This window comes from Metabacillus sp. SLBN-84 (genome assembly GCF_053629595.1).
On sequence record NZ_JBRJIP010000001.1, the window covers coordinates 176,914 to 193,492 of the forward strand.

At 46.0% G+C, this 16,579-nt stretch carries 13 protein-coding genes and 1 pseudogene; 7 read left to right on the top strand and 7 right to left on the bottom strand.

Features of this window, described 5'->3' with window-relative positions:
* Positions 1 to 2 precede the first annotated feature (2 nt).
* Positions 3 to 431 (bottom strand): MarR family winged helix-turn-helix transcriptional regulator, encoded by a 429-nt coding sequence (locus tag RKD52_RS00895; RefSeq protein WP_454098290.1) that lies wholly within the window; start codon positions 429 to 431, stop codon positions 3 to 5.
* A 185-nt stretch (positions 432 to 616) separates the two neighbouring features.
* Here RKD52_RS00895 and htpG point away from each other — a divergent pair, with 185 nt between their 5' ends.
* Complete coding sequence (gene htpG / locus RKD52_RS00900; RefSeq protein WP_454098291.1) at positions 617 to 2,497, top strand: molecular chaperone HtpG; 1,881 nt, start codon at positions 617 to 619, stop codon at positions 2,495 to 2,497.
* Between the two features lie 1,330 nt (positions 2,498 to 3,827).
* Here the strand turns inward: htpG and RKD52_RS00905 are convergent.
* The 4 genes and pseudogenes from RKD52_RS00905 to RKD52_RS00920 all read right to left on the bottom strand — a co-directional run bounded on the left by RKD52_RS00905 (position 3,828) and on the right by RKD52_RS00920 (position 7,609).
* Positions 3,828 to 4,902, bottom strand: a pseudogene (locus RKD52_RS00905) (ABC transporter substrate-binding protein).
* Positions 4,899 to 5,702 (bottom strand): ABC transporter permease, encoded by an 804-nt coding sequence (locus RKD52_RS00910; RefSeq protein ID WP_369734936.1) that lies wholly within the window; start codon positions 5,700 to 5,702, stop codon positions 4,899 to 4,901. Before RKD52_RS00910 ends, RKD52_RS00905 begins: the two are co-directional and overlap by 4 nt.
* 1 nt (position 5,703) lies before the next feature.
* Positions 5,704 to 6,507, bottom strand: coding sequence for an ABC transporter permease (locus tag RKD52_RS00915; RefSeq protein WP_029283071.1), 804 nt, complete (start codon positions 6,505 to 6,507; stop codon positions 5,704 to 5,706).
* Positions 6,497 to 7,609, bottom strand: a complete 1,113-nt coding sequence (locus RKD52_RS00920; RefSeq protein WP_454098292.1) for an ABC transporter ATP-binding protein — start codon at positions 7,607 to 7,609, stop codon at positions 6,497 to 6,499. Before RKD52_RS00920 ends, RKD52_RS00915 begins: the two co-directional genes overlap by 11 nt.
* A 285-nt stretch (positions 7,610 to 7,894) precedes the next feature.
* Between RKD52_RS00920 and RKD52_RS00925 the strand changes: the two genes are divergently transcribed.
* Complete coding sequence (locus RKD52_RS00925; RefSeq protein ID WP_454098293.1) at positions 7,895 to 8,800, top strand: peptidoglycan-binding domain-containing protein; 906 nt, start codon at positions 7,895 to 7,897, stop codon at positions 8,798 to 8,800.
* Between the two features lie 41 nt (positions 8,801 to 8,841).
* On the opposite strand, the gene pepT is transcribed toward RKD52_RS00925, so the two are convergent.
* The gene (gene pepT / locus RKD52_RS00930; RefSeq protein WP_454098294.1) at positions 8,842 to 10,071 is read right to left on the bottom strand and encodes a peptidase T; all 1,230 of its coding nucleotides are present in this window, start codon (positions 10,069 to 10,071) and stop codon (positions 8,842 to 8,844) included.
* A gap of 5 nt (positions 10,072 to 10,076) precedes the next feature.
* Positions 10,077 to 11,021: a Gfo/Idh/MocA family protein gene (locus RKD52_RS00935; protein ID WP_454098295.1), complete on the bottom strand. Its 945-nt coding sequence runs from the start codon at positions 11,019 to 11,021 to the stop codon at positions 10,077 to 10,079.
* A 141-nt stretch (positions 11,022 to 11,162) separates the two neighbouring features.
* Here RKD52_RS00935 and RKD52_RS00940 point away from each other — a divergent pair, with 141 nt between their 5' ends.
* The 5 genes from RKD52_RS00940 (at position 11,163) to RKD52_RS00960 (ending at position 16,391) form a co-directional block, all read left to right on the top strand.
* Positions 11,163 to 12,101 carry an AraC family transcriptional regulator gene (locus tag RKD52_RS00940; protein ID WP_454098296.1) on the top strand — a complete coding sequence of 313 codons (939 nt, stop codon included), beginning with the start codon at positions 11,163 to 11,165 and terminating at the stop codon, positions 12,099 to 12,101.
* An 18-nt stretch (positions 12,102 to 12,119) separates the two neighbouring features.
* Positions 12,120 to 12,506 carry a DUF1761 domain-containing protein gene (locus RKD52_RS00945; RefSeq protein WP_454098297.1) on the top strand — a complete coding sequence of 129 codons (387 nt, stop codon included), beginning with the start codon at positions 12,120 to 12,122 and terminating at the stop codon, positions 12,504 to 12,506.
* 74 nt (positions 12,507 to 12,580) lie between these two features.
* Positions 12,581 to 13,189 (top strand): DNA-3-methyladenine glycosylase, encoded by a 609-nt coding sequence (locus RKD52_RS00950; RefSeq protein WP_454098298.1) that lies wholly within the window; start codon positions 12,581 to 12,583, stop codon positions 13,187 to 13,189.
* 315 nt (positions 13,190 to 13,504) lie between these two features.
* A complete protein-coding gene (locus tag RKD52_RS00955; RefSeq protein ID WP_454098299.1) occupies positions 13,505 to 14,197 on the top strand; it encodes a response regulator transcription factor in 693 nt (230 codons plus the stop codon).
* On the top strand, positions 14,175 to 16,391 hold the full coding sequence (locus tag RKD52_RS00960) for a histidine kinase dimerization/phospho-acceptor domain-containing protein (RefSeq protein WP_454098300.1): 2,217 nt from the start codon (positions 14,175 to 14,177) through the stop codon (positions 16,389 to 16,391). The genes RKD52_RS00955 and RKD52_RS00960 overlap by 23 nt, the downstream gene beginning before the upstream one ends.
* Positions 16,392 to 16,579: the final 188 nt, after the last annotated feature.

The window sequence follows — 16,579 nt, forward strand, 5'->3', positions numbered from 1 at the left end:
CCTTACTCTCTAATATTTTTCCGGATGTCTTCCATGACCCGGATGCATGCGAGCTGTTCTTCTTCTGAGATGCCTTTCAGAATGTCCAGCTCATATTCATCAATGGTGATCCGGACCTTTTCATACAGCTTTTGTCCTGCTTCAGTCAGCTGCATCCGTTTCTCGCGTTTATCTTTTCCGGCAACCTGTTCAACATAGTTCAGCTCTTCAAGCTTGCTGATAGTCCTTGTCACCGTCGGCTTTTCAACGCCCTGATAGCCGGCAAGCTCGACCAGTGTCGCCGTCCCGTAATTGGACAAATAATGAAGAACAGACCACTGCGCCCTGTATAAATCATGCTTCGCAAGCTCCAGATTCAGCCTGTTTTCGAACGGTCTGTATAGAAGCAGAAGTTGCTGAAAAAATTTCTGATACGTTTTTATGGAAAACACCCCGCTTAAAATAGTTACCTTAGATAACAGTTATCCTAAGTAACTAATATAGCAGAGAAAATCAGCCGTGTAAACCGGAATGCCTGACTTGATGATTGACATGAAACGGGAATATATGTTATTTATTTAGTGGGTTAGCACTCTAAGGTGATGAGTGCTAAAAAAGCTGAAAGGAGATTTTTAACATGGCAAAAATGCAGTTTAAAGCAGAATCCAAGAGATTATTAGACATGATGATCAACTCGATTTACTCCCAGAAAGAAATCTTTTTGCGCGAGCTGATCTCAAACGCGAGTGATGCGATTGATAAAATCTACTACAAGGCTTTAACAGATGACAGCCTGTCATTTGATCAGAGCAGCTATTACATAAAAGTGAGCGCAGATAAGGAAAAGCGCACCCTTACGATTGCCGATACAGGAATCGGAATGACGAAAGAGGAGCTTGAAAACAACCTCGGAACCATCGCACAGAGCGGTTCTCTTGCATTCAAGAGCGAAAATGAGCTGAAGGACGGGCATGACATCATCGGCCAATTCGGCGTAGGATTCTACTCTGCGTTTATGGTTGCGGATGCGATAACGGTAACAACAAAAACAATCGGCTCAGGCGAAGCATACAGATGGCATTCTGACGGTGCGGACGGCTATACAATCGAGCCGTGCGAAAAAGAGGAAGTCGGCACGGAAATCGTCCTCAGCATCAAGCAGAACACAGAAGAGGATTCTTATGATGAGTTTTTGGAAGAGTACCGCCTGAAGGCTATCATTAAGAAGTACTCGGACTTCATTCGCTACCCGATTAAGATGGATTCAACGGTCAGCAAGAAAAAAGACGGCAGCGAAGACGAGTTTGAAGAGACGGTCGAAGAACAGACGATCAACAGCATGGTGCCGATCTGGAGAAAAAACAAAAACGAGCTGACGGATGAAGATTACGAGAACTTCTATCACGAAAAGCATTACGGCTTCGATAAACCGCTTAAGCATATCCATATCAGCGTAGACGGTGCTGTGCGCTACAATGCCATTCTCTACATTCCGGAGCAAATTCCGTATGACTACTACTCAAAAGAGTTTGAGAAGGGGCTTGAGCTGTACTCCAACGGGGTGCTGATCATGGAAAAATGCGCAGATCTTCTTCCTGACTATTTCTCTTTTGTCAAAGGAATGGTTGATTCAGAGGACCTGTCACTGAACATTTCACGCGAGATTCTGCAGCAGGACCGCCAGCTGAAGCTCATTGCAAAAAACATTAAAAACAAGATTAAGAGCCAGCTTCAAACCCTTCTGAAAGATGAGCGCGAAAAATATGAAACGTTCTACAAGTCGTTCGGAAGACAGCTGAAATACGGTGTGTACAGTGATTTCGGAGCGAACAAAGAAGACCTTCAGAACCTTCTCATGTTCTACTCTTCAAAAGAGAAAAAGCTGATCACGCTTGATGAATACGCAGCTGCGATGCCAGAAGGCCAGCCGTACATTTACTACGCAGCAGGCGAAAGCCACGAACGCCTTGAAAAGCTTCCGCAGACGGAAGTTGTGGCAGATAAAGGCTACGATATCCTGTATTTCACAGACGAAGTCGATGAATTTGCGATCCGCATGCTCATGTCTTATAAAGAAAAAGAATTCAAGTCGATCTCAAGCGGTGACCTCGGCATTGAAGCAGATGACAGCGACACGGGCACAGAGACAGACGAACAGGACAGCAAAGAGCTCTTTGAAGAGATGAAAACCATCCTCGGCGGAAAAGTAAAAGACGTCCGCATCTCAAAGCGTCTGAAAAGCCACCCTGTCTGCATCGCGACAGAAGGCGAAGTCACAACAGAAATGGAAAAAATCCTGAAAGCCATGCCGAACAGCCAGAACATCAAGGCCGAAAAAATCCTTGAAATCAACAGCAGCCATGACGTCTTTGCCTCGCTGAAAGATGCGTACGCAAACGACAAAGAAAAACTGGCGCTGTACACAAACCTCCTCTTCAACCAGGCCCTCCTCATCGAAGGACTGACAATCGAAGATCCGGTAGAGTTTACAAACGATATTTGCAAGATTATGGTGTGAAAATAGTAAGCCGGCAGGGACCAAGTGGTTCCTGCCGGTTTTTATTTTGGTGTGGCGAATCCGCGGCGGTCGATGTTTAGCTGACTTGGCGCAGTAGCAAATCAATTAATAAATGCCCAAGATCTTGTTAAAAAAAAGAGGTATTTGGTGTGCGGAAAGGGAGTTGGTTGTAAAACAGGGAAAGTTGGTTGTTACGCATTGATTGTTGGTTGTAAATGGAGTGAAGCTGGTTGTATTCGCCGAATTGTTGGTAGTATCGCACTCCTCCAGATGAGCGGATCCGCGCTGCGCCGTGATTTAGCCGACTTACATAGTCCAGGACCGCAATATTCAACTGACAAATGCCCAAGATCTTGCTGGAAAAAGAGGTATTTTGTGTGTAGAAAGGGAGTTGGCTGTAAAACAGGGAAAGTTGGCTGTAACGCATGGATTGTTGGTTGTAAATTGAGTGAAGTTGGTTGTGTTGGCCGGATTGTTGGTAGTAACGCCTCATCCCCGCTTAGCGGACTGCGCTGCGCCGTGATTGAGCCGTTTTACATAGTCCAGGACCGCAAATCAACTGACAAATGCCCAAGATCTTGCTGGAAAAAGAGGTATTTTGTGTGCCGAAAAGAAGTTGGCTGTAAAACAGGGAAAGTTGGCTGTAACGCCTGGATTGTTGGCTGTAAATTGAGTGAAGTTGGTTGTGTTGGCCGGATTGTTGGTAGTAACGCCTCATCCCCGCTTAGCGGACTGCGCTGCGCCGTGATTGAGCCGTTTTACATAGTCCAGGACCGCAAATCAACTGACAAATGCCCAAGATCTTGCTGGAAAAAGAGGTATTTTGTGTGCCGAAAAGAAGTTGGCTGTAAAACAGGGAAAGTTGGCTGTAACGCCTGGATTGTTGGCTGTAAATTGAGTGAAGTTGGTTGTGTTGGCCGGATTGTCGGTAGTAACACCCGCATCCCCGCTTAGCGGACTGCGCTGCGCCGTGATTGAGCCGCTTTATATAGTCCAGGACCCCAAATCAACTGACAAATGGCCAAGATCTTGCTGGAAAAAGAGGTATTTTGTGTGCCGTAAAGGGAGTTGGCTGTAAAACAGGGAAAGTTGGCTGTAACGCATGGATTGTTGGTTGTAAATTGAGTGAAGTTGGTTGTGTTGGCCGGATTGTCGGTAGTAACGCCCGCATCCTCAATTAACGGACTGCGCAGCGCCGTGATTGAGCCGTTTTACATAGTCCTGGACCGCAATTCAACTGACAAATGGCCAAGATCTTGCTGGAAAAAGAGGTATTCATCACCTAATCCACAAGAAAAAACGCCATTCCCCAGAATGGCGCCTTTCCCAATTACTTCGGATGCATTTTAAATTTCAAAAACAGCTCGTTATAGTAAGCAAGGTTCTTTTTCCCGAGGTTTTCGTACACTTCAAGCTTTTCCGTCAGCTCAGGCGGAGGATAGAATCGCTCGTCGCTGACCATGTCCTCAGGCATGTATTTCAGTGCCTCTTTGTTTGGAGTGGAGTAGCTTACGTACTCTGTGTTTTCCGCAGCCACCTTGGCATCAAGCATGAAGTTGATGAATTGATGGGCTGCCTCCACGTTCTTTGTCTGTTTTTGGGATGACCATGTTGTCGAACCAGAGATTTGAACCTTCTTCAGGTACAACGTACTCGAGGTCTTCATTTTCATACATAATTTCAGAAGCGACCCCTGACCATACGAGACCGATCGCCGCCTCCTGGTTTTCAAGAAGCATCCGGCTTTCATCCCCGACAACCGCTTTAACATTCGGAGTAAGGGTATCAAGCTTACGTTTGGCTTCCTCGAGGTGCTCCGGGTTCGTATCATTCAGGGAATAGCCGAGGCTGTTCAGCCCCATCCCCATGACTTCCCGCGCACCGTCAATCAGGAGGATCTGGTTTTTAAGCTCCGGATCCCAAAGGTCGTTCCAGCTCTCGATTTCCTTCCCGCCGATCATGGACGGGTTGTAGACGATGCCGACTGTTCCCCAGAAATAAGGAATGGAATACTTGTTTTCAGGGTCAAAGGGCAGGTCCATGAAGCGCTGGTCAATGTTTTTCAGGTTTGGAAGCTTTGAGTGATCAAGCGGGATCAGCAAATCTTCCTGCCGCATTTTATCAATCATATATTCAGACGGAACCGCAATGTCATACGTCGTACCGCCCTGTTCAATTTTCGTCATCATTGCTTCATTCGAATCAAATGTTTCGTAAATGACCTTAATGCCGGTTTCCTTTTCAAAGCGGTCAACTAAATCCGAATTAATATAGTCCCCCCAGTTGAAAATGGTCAGGGTGTTGCCGCCTGAATAACCCTGAGACGAGTTCAGCTCGGAAATGGCGTATAAAAGAATGCCGGAAACGAGAGCAATGGCAATAAAGACGCGAACCAGCTTCTTCATTTTTTAACCCCCCATCCGTTTTGTCTGTTCCGCTGGGTGATGAAGTAGTAGACAATCACAAGCAGTACGGTAAACAGGAACAGCAGAGTGGACAGCGCATTGATGTTCAGAGCGATTCCGCGCCGTGCAAGGGAGTAAATTTCAACAGAAAGCGTCGTGAATCCGTTCCCTGTCACGAAGAAGGTTACCGCAAAGTCATCAAGCGAAAACGTCAGGGCCATGAAGAACCCTGCGAAAATACCGGGTGTGATGAACGGAAGGACAACCTTTGTCATCACATTCCATCTGCTTGCTCCAAGGTCGCGCGCTGCATCGAGAAGTGTCGGGCTCATCTCCATCAGTTTTGGCAGCACCATCAGGACGACAATCGGAACACTGAAGGCAATGTGAGAAAGAAGCACTGAGTAGAATCCGAGCTTGATTCCTGCCATTGTAAACAAGATCAGGAATGATGCCCCGATAATTACGTCCGGACTTACAATCAGCACGTTATTAAGCGAAAGTAGCGTATTTTTTGTCTGTCTGCTTTTAAACGAGTGGATTGCAAGAGCACCCATGACCCCGATAATCGTTGAAATCAAAGCGGACAAAAGCGCGATGACAAGGGTGTTCAGCACAATGATCAGCAGCCTTGTATCTGTAAAAAGCTCTTTATACCAGTCAAGCGTGAAGCTTTCAAAATTGTACATCGTACCGCCGCTGTTGAACGAGTAAAACACAAGGAAGAAAATCGGCGTGTACAAAATCATGAAAATCAGCACTAAAAAGATGCGTGACAGAGGGGATATTTTTTTATCCAACTTACATACCCCGCTTTCTGTTTCCGGTAAGGAAAATAATCAGGAACATAAAGATAATCAGGAATACCGCAATAGTCGAACCCATTCCCCAGTCCTGCGTAACTAGGAAATGCTGTTCAATCGCCGTTCCAAGCGTAATGACCCGGTTTCCGGCAATCAGCCTTGTCAGCATGAACAGGGACAGAGCCGGGATAAACACAAGCTGGCAGCCTGCCTTCACGCCGTCAATCGTAAGCGGGAAAATGACCCTCCTGAAAGCGGTCCAGCTTGATGCACCAAGGTCTCTCGCTGCATCGAGCAAAGTCGGGTTCAGCTCATTCAGCGAGTTGAAAATCGGCAGGATCATAAACGGGATGAAAATATAAACAGAAACAAAGATAAAGCTGAAATCTGTAAACAGCAGCTGCTGAGAACCGATTCCGACCGCATCAAGGAAGCTGTTGGCCACACCGTACGTTCCGAATATTCCAAGGAACGCATATGCCTTCAAAAGAAGGTTGATCCATGAAGGAACAATGATCAGCAGCAGCCATAAATGCTTATGCTTCGTATAGGTGAGCAAATAGGCCGTCGGATACGAAATCAGCAGAGATAGAGCCGTTATTAAAAACGCATACCAGAAAGAGCTGAGCGTCATTTTCAAATAAACAGGTGTAAAGAAATTCTGGTAATTGGCTAGCGATAAGTTGCCTTCAATATCGATAAATGAGTAGTAAAGAACAAGAACAATCGGTGCGATAACAAAAAGCGCGATCCAGAGTGCATAAGGAACCATGTACAAATTGCGGGTCAGCTTATTTTCCATGCTCTTCTCCGTCTTCATAAGCTTCAAGGCGCTTATCAAATTCTTCTTCTGTTTCATTAAATCTCATAACATGAATGGCCTCGGGATCAAAATAAAGACCGATTTCATCCCCGACCACCGCTTTTTTCGTCGAGTGAACGAGCCACTCATTCCCGTCCGCGTCGTAGCTGCTTATCTCATAGTGAACACCGCGGAAGAGCTGGGAATCTACGCGCACCTGCAGTTTCCCCCGCTCTTTCGACGTGATTTCAAGATCCTCAGGACGGATGACAATTTCAATCGGTTCGTTTGGATTCAGACCCTGGTCGACACACTCGAATTGTTTGCCGGTGAATTCAACAAGGTAGTCTTCTACCATCGTGCCGCTGACAATATTGGACTCTCCGATGAAATCGGCTACGAACCGGTTGATCGGCTCGTCATAGATGTCTGTTGGCGTTCCGCTCTGCTGAATTTTCCCTTTATCAAGAACGAAGATTTCATCGGACATGGCGAGTGCTTCTTCCTGGTCATGCGTGACAAAGATAAAAGTGATGCCGAGGCGCTGCTGCAGCTCGCGTAGTTCATACTGCATTTCCGTCCGCAGCTTCAAATCAAGGGCAGAAAGAGGTTCATCCAGAAGAATGACTTCAGGCTCGTTGACGATTGCACGAGCGATTGCAACACGCTGGCGCTGTCCGCCTGACATCTCCTTGATCTCGCGGTTTTCATAGCCGTCAAGGTTTACAAAGCTTAACGCTTCCTTCACTTTCGACTTGATGTCGGCGCTGTTCATTTTTTTAATGCGAAGGCCAAATGCCACATTTTCAAAAACATTCAAGTGAGGAAAAAGAGCATAGTCCTGAAAAACGGTATTCACCTGACGTTTATTGGCAGGAACATCGTTGATTTTTTTGCCGTTGAAAAGGATTTCACCTTCAGACGCTTCGGTGAATCCGGCAATGAGCCTTAGGATTGTTGTCTTCCCGCAGCCTGATGGACCGAGCAGGGTGTAAAATTTCCCGCGCTCAATCTCAAAGCTGACATTGTTAAGGACAGCAGTGTCATGATCGTATTGCTTTGTGACCTGCTTAAACTGAATAATGGTGTTTGTCATGATCATTCTCCCTCTTCGTTTGCTCACGCGCAAAGCAAGTAGTCATCTATATAAAATACGAAAAAACGTTCATTTACAGCGGGTATACATGTGAATAATTATACATGAAAAGACACAAGTATATCCAAATTGGGAATTGTAAGCCACATATGACATTATGAACTCATTTTGAGGCGACCGCAAGAAAATAAGTCAAGCTTCTTCCATGAAATAATTTCAAATTCAGTGCAATATCCACCCGCTTTTGGGGATAGTAAGGATTGTTAAAAAATCAGAAATGGAAGGTGTTTTATGTTTACAAAAAAATCAGCAGTAAAAAAAGCAGTCAGCAGTATTTTATTAGCTCTTATCCTATTAGTCGGCATGCCTCTTTCCGGCTCTGCAGTCGGTAAAGGAGCAAGCGGATCGGATGTATCTGTCATTCAGGGGATGCTTAAATCAGTAGGAAGCTATTCCGGAAAAATCACCGGTAAATATGACAGCGTGACAGTTCAGGGAGTAAAGTATTTTCAAAAACGATACGGTTTGCCGGTAACTGGAGCTGTAGATGACAGAACATTCCAGTCTCTTCTTTATGCGTACGCAAAAGTGAAAAATCTTTCTGGCGGCGGAGCAGGTAAAGGTGCAGGCAATGGCGGCGGAGCAGGAGCAGGTGAAGGAGGCGGCAATGGCGGAGGCCAGGGCGGCGGATCAGGAACAGGTGAAGGAGGCGGCAATGGCGGAGGCCAGGGCGGCGGAGCAGGAACAGGTGAAGGAGGCGGCAATGGCGGAGGCCAGGGCGGCGGAACAGGAACAGGTGAAGGAGGCGGCAATGGCGGAGGTCAGGGCGGCGGAACAGGTGAAGGTGCCGGAGAAGGCGGAGGCCAGGGCGGCGGAACAGGTGAAGGTGCCGGAGAAGGCGAAGGCCAGGACGGCGGAACAGGTGAAGGTGCCGGAGAAGGCGAAGGCCAGGACGGCGGAACAGGTGAAGAAGCTGGAGAAGAAGAAGGCCAGGGTGAAGAGCAAGGTGAGGCTGGTGAGGAAGAAGAGGAAAAAGGTGAGCTAGAAGAAGAAAAAGGAACTGAGGAAGAAGGCCAGGAGCAGGAAGAAAAACAGCCGGCTGAAAAAGAAGGCAACGAGAAAGAGCCTGCTGAAGAAAAAGCACCTGAAAAGGCCGGAGAAAAAGAAAGTGAAGGAAAAGAAAACGGCAAAAATTAAAAAGAAGAACGCTTTGGAGCATGCTCCAAAGCGTTTTGTTATTAGTCAGCTTTTTCTTCAAACAATTTAGCAATCTCCACAATGACGTAAACCGACTTCATCATGTTTTCAACGGAAATAAATTCATATTTTCCGTGGAAGTTCTCTCCGCCGGTAAAGATATTCGGCGTAGGAAGTCCCATGTAGGAAAGCTGGGAACCGTCCGTTCCGCCGCGGATCGGTTCAACGACAGGCTGGATGTCCAGGTTTTCCATCGCTTTATAGGCAATGTCAACAATGTGTTTGACCGGCTCTATTTTTTCTCTCATGTTGTAATACTGATCGTTCATATCGAGCAGGATGCGGTCGCTTCCGTATTTCTCTTTCAGTTTGGCAACGGCGTCTGCCATCGTTTGTTTTTTCTGCAGGAAGGCCTCTTTGTCAAAATCCCGGATAATATAGCTCAGTTTTGTCTGCTCCACATCCCCGCTGAAAGATAGAAGGTGGAAGAACCCCTCGTATCCCTCAGTAAGCTCCGGTGCTTCCGCGGCTGGCAGCAAGCTTTGAAGCTCCATGCCGATTTTGATGGAGTTGACCATTTTTCCTTTGGCCGTTCCAGGGTGAATGTTCGTTCCTTTAATGGTGACTGATGCACCGGCTGCACTGAAGCTTTCATACTGAAGCTCTCCAAGTGGCCCGCCGTCCACTGTATAAGCGTACTTGGCATCAAAAGCTGCCACATCGAACTTGTGGGGGCCGCGTCCGATTTCTTCATCAGGTGTAAAGGCGACTCTGATCCGGCCGTGCTTGATATCCGGGTTTTTCACTAAGTAATCCATAGCTGTCATGATTTCGGCGATGCCTGCTTTGTTATCTGCACCGAGGAGAGTCGTGCCGTCCGTTGTAATCAGAGTGTGGCCGTGATAGTTTGCCAAGTTCGGAAAATCCTTTGGAGACAGAGTAATTTCACCGTTTAACGCAATGTCCCCTCCCTCATAGTTTTCGTGAATCTGAGGGTTCACATTTTTCCCTGTGAAATCAGTGGCTGTATCTGTGTGGGCCAGAAATCCGATTGTCGGAACCTGCTTGTCTGTATTGGCCGGAAGCGTCGCCATCACATAGCCGAATTCATCCATAGCAGCGTCTTCGAGTCCGATTGCCTTCAGTTCTTCCACGAGTTTTTTCCCGAGTGTAAGCTGTCCTTCCGTTGACGGGCAGGATTCATTGCTGTCATTTGATTGAGTGTCAATCTTTACGTAGGAAGTAAAACGTTCCATTATTTCTTGTTTCATAGTAGTCACTCTCCTCTTAATTGTTCCAAAACAGTTTGGGCATGAAGCCCTTCGTGAAAGTCTGCAAGATTTGCTTTTTCTCCTTTGAGCGCTTTTGTGAGCTCCATAACAAGTGAGCCGGTAAGACTCTCGTCTGCTTCGATCGGCAGCAGTCTCTCCCCAAGCTTACCGCCTTTGAGATCCGCCCAGTTGAGCAGGGAAAGAGTTCCCTCTGTCCCGTATGCGGTAAAGCGGATTTCTTCGTCTCCGGCAATCCCGCTCAGTCCGTCTATCAAAACGGGTGTGCCGTCTTCAAGCTTTAGCCTGGCAAGGATGCCGATTTCGCATGAATTTGGATCTTCAGGGAATTGAACGGACTTGTCCAAAACGGTAACAGGACCGAAGATTCGTTGAATTTGATGGATATAATGAACTCCGACCTCGAGCACAAACCCTCCCTGCTCTTTGCCCGCAACCCATTCATTTTGCTGCCACGGCCGGGGCCAAGCAGGGAAATGCATCTTCAGCTCAAGTCGTCTGAGCTTCCCAATATAGCCTTTTTTGATAAGAGATGCGAAGGTGCTGCTGCCGGCACTGTATATAAGAGGGAAATTCATGGCGTGAACAATGCCTTTTTCATCAGCAAGTTTTGCTAGACTTTCCGCTTCCTCAAGCGAGTTTGCCAGCGGCTTTTCACAAAGTACATGTTTCCCGGCAAGCATCACATCTTTTGCAATCCCGTGATGGAATTTCGGCGGAACGGCTATGTAAACAAGGTCAAAATCTGCTTCCTTCAAAAGATGAACATGGTCAGTAAATGACAAAACGTCTCCTATTTTCTCTGATGTTTCACGTGTAACGTCAGGATTCCGGTCGCAAATTGCTGAAATGTTGATTTCCGGATGATTGACAAAGCTGCTTAATACGCGTTGTCCGATGGCTCCTAAGCCGATAATGGCTGCATGTATCATGTCCTGTCCCCTTTGCTGATTACTGATAATTAATTATAATCAGAATTCAGGTTTTTTCCTAGTATAAGAGAGAATGGCTTGGGTTTGGTTCATCTGTTATTCTAATAAAGTCGTATATTATGCAGATCGGAGCAGGAAAAAATGACGATTGATCAAGTACAGCGGGCTCATCTTACAAGAGTCCAGGATTATATAGAAGAACAGCTGCACAAAAAATTGACGCTTACCCATCTTGCAAAGGTATCTACCTATTCACCTTATCATTTTCATCGTCTTTTTTCGGAATTTACTGGAGAGACACCGGCTGACTATGTGAAGAGGCTGAGGCTTGAAAAGGCAGCGCATTCATTGATTTATGAGCCTGAAAAACCAGTGACGGACATTGCAATGGACTGCGGGTTTTCATCCCTATCCTACTTTACATACACGTTTCATGATACCTTTCAGCACAGTCCAAAAGTCTGGCGGGAAGGTGGATACTTAGAGAAATTTCCGAGAGTATATGTAAATAGCAAGAAATCGAAACAAGATAGCAGTAAAAGGAAAGAAAACACGCAGCCTCCAGGGTATACTGGGTTTCAGTGGCTCAATCTTAATAAAGTAAAGGTCATGGTTCTGCCGAAGCGTGATGTCATCTTAAAACACCGGATTGGAGAATACTCAGCAGAAATCAGCCAGACGTGGGAGCATCTATACCGCTACTGTAAGGCAAGGGAGATAATGAATGAATCCACGATGCTGATCGGGGTTCCGCGTAACAATCCTTATTTGACACCACCCGAAAAATGCCGCTATGACTGCTGCATTTCAATTGAAGGAAATCATGCGATTGAAGGATTAGAAATATCTTCTTTCGATGGCGGGAAATACGCTGTCTATGAATTTGAAGAACCTCTCAATTACAGCATGAGAAAGCAGCTGATCGAATGTTATTCAGAGCTCTACAGCTACTGGCTGCCCAAAAGCGGTTTCCGCCACCTGGGAAATCCCGTGGAGATTGTACAGATAACTTCTATAGCAGGGTCACTTGAGCTTGAATGCAAAATCAAGGCTATTGCGCTTGAAATCGAACCTTATTAAAAGAAAGGACTGAAAAGAATGTTTGAGGAATTTAATATCATTGCTGTACTGGCAGGAGGTCTGCTTTATATGGCATTTGGCGCATTCTATTATTCACCGCTTTTATTCGGAAAAACCTGGACGAGCATGAATCCGGGTGGAATCAAAGATTCTGTCAAATATACAGGCTCTGCCGTCATTGCACTGCTAACTTCTTTTCTGATTTATACACTCATTCAATTAACTGGCGCAGACGGTGCGGGCCCGGGTTTATTAACCGGATTAATAGTAGGGGCAGTGCTTGCGCTTGCCTATTTAAAAAATACCCTTTTTGGACTGATGAATTGGAAATCATATGGCATTGCCGTGCTTGACCACGTGATTGCGTGTTCGCTTCTTGGCGTGCTGCACGGGTTATGGAGCTGACGAAGGAGGCGGATTGCCTTCTTTTTTTGTGTTCTGCTATCATTACAGCATGAACTCGAATGGAGATGGAGCTTATGACTATCAAGCCTGTGCACCCTTCCTTTTTTGAGAAGCCGACCCTTGAGCTTGCACAAGAGCTCTTAGGCCAGTTGCTTGTGAAAGAAACCGCTGAAGGAACAGCTGCAGGCATAATCGTCGAAACGGAAGCCTATATCGGGCCGGGAGACCGGGCAGCCCACAGCTTTGGCGGGCGCCGCACACCCAGAACGGAAGTGATGTTCGGCTCCGCTGGATACGCCTACACCTACGTTATGCACACCCATTGTCTCGTGAACGTTGTGAGCGGGGATAAGGATGCTCCTGAAGCCGTGCTGATCCGGGCAGTCGAGCCCGTTACCGGAGAAGAGCTGATGAAAAAAAGACGCCCTGGAGTCAAAAGAGACAGGGACATGACAAACGGCCCCGGCAAACTGACGAAAGCACTGGGCATCACAATGGCGGATTACGGCCACCCGCTGTGGGACAGCCCATTATATATTGTAGAAGGTATTAGACCGCACGGAATTTCAGCGGGGCCCCGCATCGGCATTGACAACAGCGGAGAGGCAGTGAAATATCCATGGAGATTCCGGGTGAGCGGAAACCCTTATGTATCGGGGACGAAAAAGAATAATCAGAGCTGAGAGTCCCTTTTTTGGGGGCTTTTTTTATTAGCTATCAATCCAGTGGATTGCAGCGGAAGGAACTTGACTCCTGCGGGATGAAGAGGGCACGGAAGATCCCGCAAGCGCAGCGAGGAAGCTTCCGGCACTCCCCGCGGAAAGCAAGTTCCTGGAGCGGAAAGGAACGGGTAGAGCCGAAACCGGACTTCTTTATCCAAAAACAGCAAGAACTTAATAAATTCTTAAACATTCCACTGACTGCCTATTAAGAATTTCCAATTACACTATAGTTATTCACCAGGTTTAGCTATACTTTTGAAAGGAGCGTGAGAAAAAATGGCAAATTATAACGTACTGGTCGTAGATGATGAAAAAGAAATCCGCGATGCAATAGAAATTTATCTTAAAAATGAAAATATAACCGTCATCAAAGCGAAAGACGGCGTAGAAGCCCTTGAAAAACTGAACGAGCACCAGATTCATCTTATCTTGCTGGACATCATGATGCCCCGGCTTGACGGCATTTCCACAACTTTTAAAATCCGTGAGAAAAAGAACATACCAATCATTATTCTAAGTGCGAAAAGCGAAGATACCGATAAAATTCTCGGCCTGCAGGTCGGAGCGGATGATTATGTGACAAAGCCGTTCAACCCGATGGAGCTGATTGCGAGAGTCAAATCCCAGCTGCGCCGCTTTGTGACACTCGGAACGTATGAAGGAGCGCAAAAAACAATTGATTTAAACGGACTGACCCTTGACCAATCAGCTAAAGAAGTCACTGTAAACGGCGAGAACGTCAAGCTGACCCGCATTGAATACAGCATTGTCGAGCTGCTGATGCTGAATGCGGGACGCGTGTTCTCCATTAATGAAATTTACGAGCGTGTATGGAATGAGCCGGGCTACAACGCCGAAAAAACGGTGGCCGTCCATATCCGCAAAATCAGAGAGAAGATTGAGATTGATCCTAAAAATCCTAGATATTTAAAGGTGGTATGGGGAATTGGGTACAAAATGGAGAAGTAGTCTGGCGTTTTTTTTCATCATCATGATGCTGACCTACGGAATCAGCGGGGTTTTTACCGGAATAGCAAATGGAGATAAATACTTATTCAAAAACTATTTTCAATCTGTTGAATATCAGGAACGGGTAAACTACTTTGCGAATCTTTTAAGCTTATATGAACTGAACGGTCTGACAAAAGAAGAAGCAAAAAAGAACGTCACTGTTTCTGCGGAAGAAATCGATGAACACCGCTACAGATACGGAAGTTTAAGCGAGCAGATGATGAATATTGAAGGACAGTATGATGCGGATATTTCAGCCGCCAAGGAAAACGGCAACACCGAGGTGGAAAAAGTCCTGACGGAAGAAAAGAATAAAAAGATTGCGGACATCACCATGAATTTCAAAGATGATGAGCATGTCAGGGAAAAGATTCTGGCGGAAAAACAGAAAGAAATTGACCGGTTTTTTGAAGAAATCTATAAAGATCCTAAACCGGAATTTGAAGCAATTAAAAACGAATTTTTCTATTATTTAAAAAGTATAGATTCAGAAGAGATTTACACGAACCTGCCATTATCCGCCAAGGATGATCCAAAAGCATTCTTAACTAAAAAAGACATGTATCATGTTGAGAACTATTCGGGAGCAAGAGGATATATTTATTCGACTGATGGTTTCAACTATTTCGGCAGCGGAGAAGTCATGAATTCATTTGACGGCCTGCAGGAGAAGAAATTCACCGGCCAGATCGCCCTGCCTAAAAACGCACCGTCAGACAGTGTAACCATGATTGAACTTCGTGATTTTCAAAAATCACAGACAATCTACTATGCACACTCTATAAGCGGAGTGCTGGCACTGATGATCAGTGTCCTACTTTTAAAGAGACGCCGTCTGTTTGATCCGATTCTGAAAAGCGTCTGGTCTGACAGGTATAACCGCTTGCCGCTGGATGTCAGATTTGTGCTTGCCGGAATTGCGCTTATCGGGAGCTTAATTTCCCTGTTTGGAGTAATCGACTACTATCCGTTCCGCTATGGATACGAATGGCTCTATTCCTTTATCTTTCTGGTTTTAGGAGCATGCTTCATCTCTGCTCTGATCATTCAATCCTTCCTTCTTGTCCACCAAGTTAAAATCGAAGGAAATCTGAAAAAAGAATGGAACACGACTCTTCTTTATAGGATGTCAAAAGCGATTGCAGATGCTTTTCTCATTCAAAAAGTTGGAATTCAGCTGGTTATTCTGCTCGGCATTGTATTCGGGTTTGGTATCGGTGTCGTTGCCGTTCTTTATGAGCCTGCCTTTGTGCTCATTTACGTTCCTGCTTTCATCCTGATCGGCATTCCGGCTGTCCTGTTTATGTTTAAGCGGATCGGCTATTTTAATCAGATTGTCGAGAACTCAAATGAGATCATGCTCGGCAACCTGGAAACAGACCTGCCTGTAAAAGGAAAGTCGGCGCTCGCTGCACTTGCGTCAAATATGAATGCTTTAAAGCACGGCGTGAAAACATCGCAGCAAAAGCAGGTGAAAAGCGAGCGTCTGAAAACGGAGCTGATTACAAATGTCAGCCATGATCTCAGAACACCGCTCACTTCGATTATCAGCTATACAGATCTCCTGAAAAATCCGGATCTCACCGATGATGAAAGAGCTTCCTATGTAGAAATCATTGACCGCAAGTCCCAGCGCCTGAAGATTTTGATTGAAGACTTATTTGAAGCTTCAAAGATGGCAAGCGGCAGCATCGAGCTCATCAAGCAGAAGGTGGACGTTTCCCAGTTGCTTCAGCAGGCGCTTGCCGAGTACAACGAAGCGATCGGTGAATCAGGGCTGCATTTTCGGGTAACGTATCCGGATGAGCCGGTTTATGCGGTAGTCGACGGTCAGAAGATGTGGAGGGTGTTTGAAAATCTGATCGGAAATATTCTGAAATACTCTATGGAAAACACGCGCGTTTATATTACCATGAAACAGTCAGGCAGCGAGGCGGTCATCTCTTTTAAAAACGTGACGAAATACGAACTGAGCGAGAATACGGATGAACTGTTTGAACGGTTTAAGCGCGGGGATTCATCACGTCATACAGAAGGATCGGGCCTGGGCCTGACGATTGCCAAATCAATTGTCGATTTGCATGGAGGCCAGCTTGAAATTGATGTTGATGGCGATCTTTTCAAGGTAACAATGATGTTGGACGCGGTTTAGCACGAAGATCTACAGCGTTTCAAAGTTGGGCCGCAGAAGTACATTTACTTGAAAAAATCCACGTCTTACTTGAAAAAGAAGCAGCGTTACTTGAAAAACAAGGCACATTACTTGCCGTGCATACAGAATTACTTGAAATTTTCCAAATCCATTCCAAAAAACAGCCGGTCTCAAGTGAGACCGGCTGT

Excerpts from the sequence above, each read along its gene's own strand:
- htpG (WP_454098291.1), top strand. The coding sequence starts at position 617 with ATGGCAAAAATGCAGTTTAAAGCAGAATCCAAGAGATTATTAGACATG.
- RKD52_RS00915 (WP_029283071.1), bottom strand. The coding sequence starts at position 6,507 with ATGGAAAATAAGCTGACCCGCAATTTGTACATGGTTCCTTATGCACTC.
- RKD52_RS00920 (WP_454098292.1), bottom strand. The coding sequence starts at position 7,609 with ATGATCATGACAAACACCATTATTCAGTTTAAGCAGGTCACAAAGCAA.
- RKD52_RS00925 (WP_454098293.1), top strand. The coding sequence starts at position 7,895 with ATGTTTACAAAAAAATCAGCAGTAAAAAAAGCAGTCAGCAGTATTTTA.
- pepT (WP_454098294.1), bottom strand. The coding sequence starts at position 10,071 with ATGAAACAAGAAATAATGGAACGTTTTACTTCCTACGTAAAGATTGAC.
- RKD52_RS00935 (WP_454098295.1), bottom strand. The coding sequence starts at position 11,021 with ATGATACATGCAGCCATTATCGGCTTAGGAGCCATCGGACAACGCGTA.
- RKD52_RS00940 (WP_454098296.1), top strand. The coding sequence starts at position 11,163 with ATGACGATTGATCAAGTACAGCGGGCTCATCTTACAAGAGTCCAGGAT.
- RKD52_RS00945 (WP_454098297.1), top strand. The coding sequence starts at position 12,120 with ATGTTTGAGGAATTTAATATCATTGCTGTACTGGCAGGAGGTCTGCTT.
- RKD52_RS00950 (WP_454098298.1), top strand. The coding sequence starts at position 12,581 with ATGACTATCAAGCCTGTGCACCCTTCCTTTTTTGAGAAGCCGACCCTT.
- RKD52_RS00955 (WP_454098299.1), top strand. The coding sequence starts at position 13,505 with ATGGCAAATTATAACGTACTGGTCGTAGATGATGAAAAAGAAATCCGC.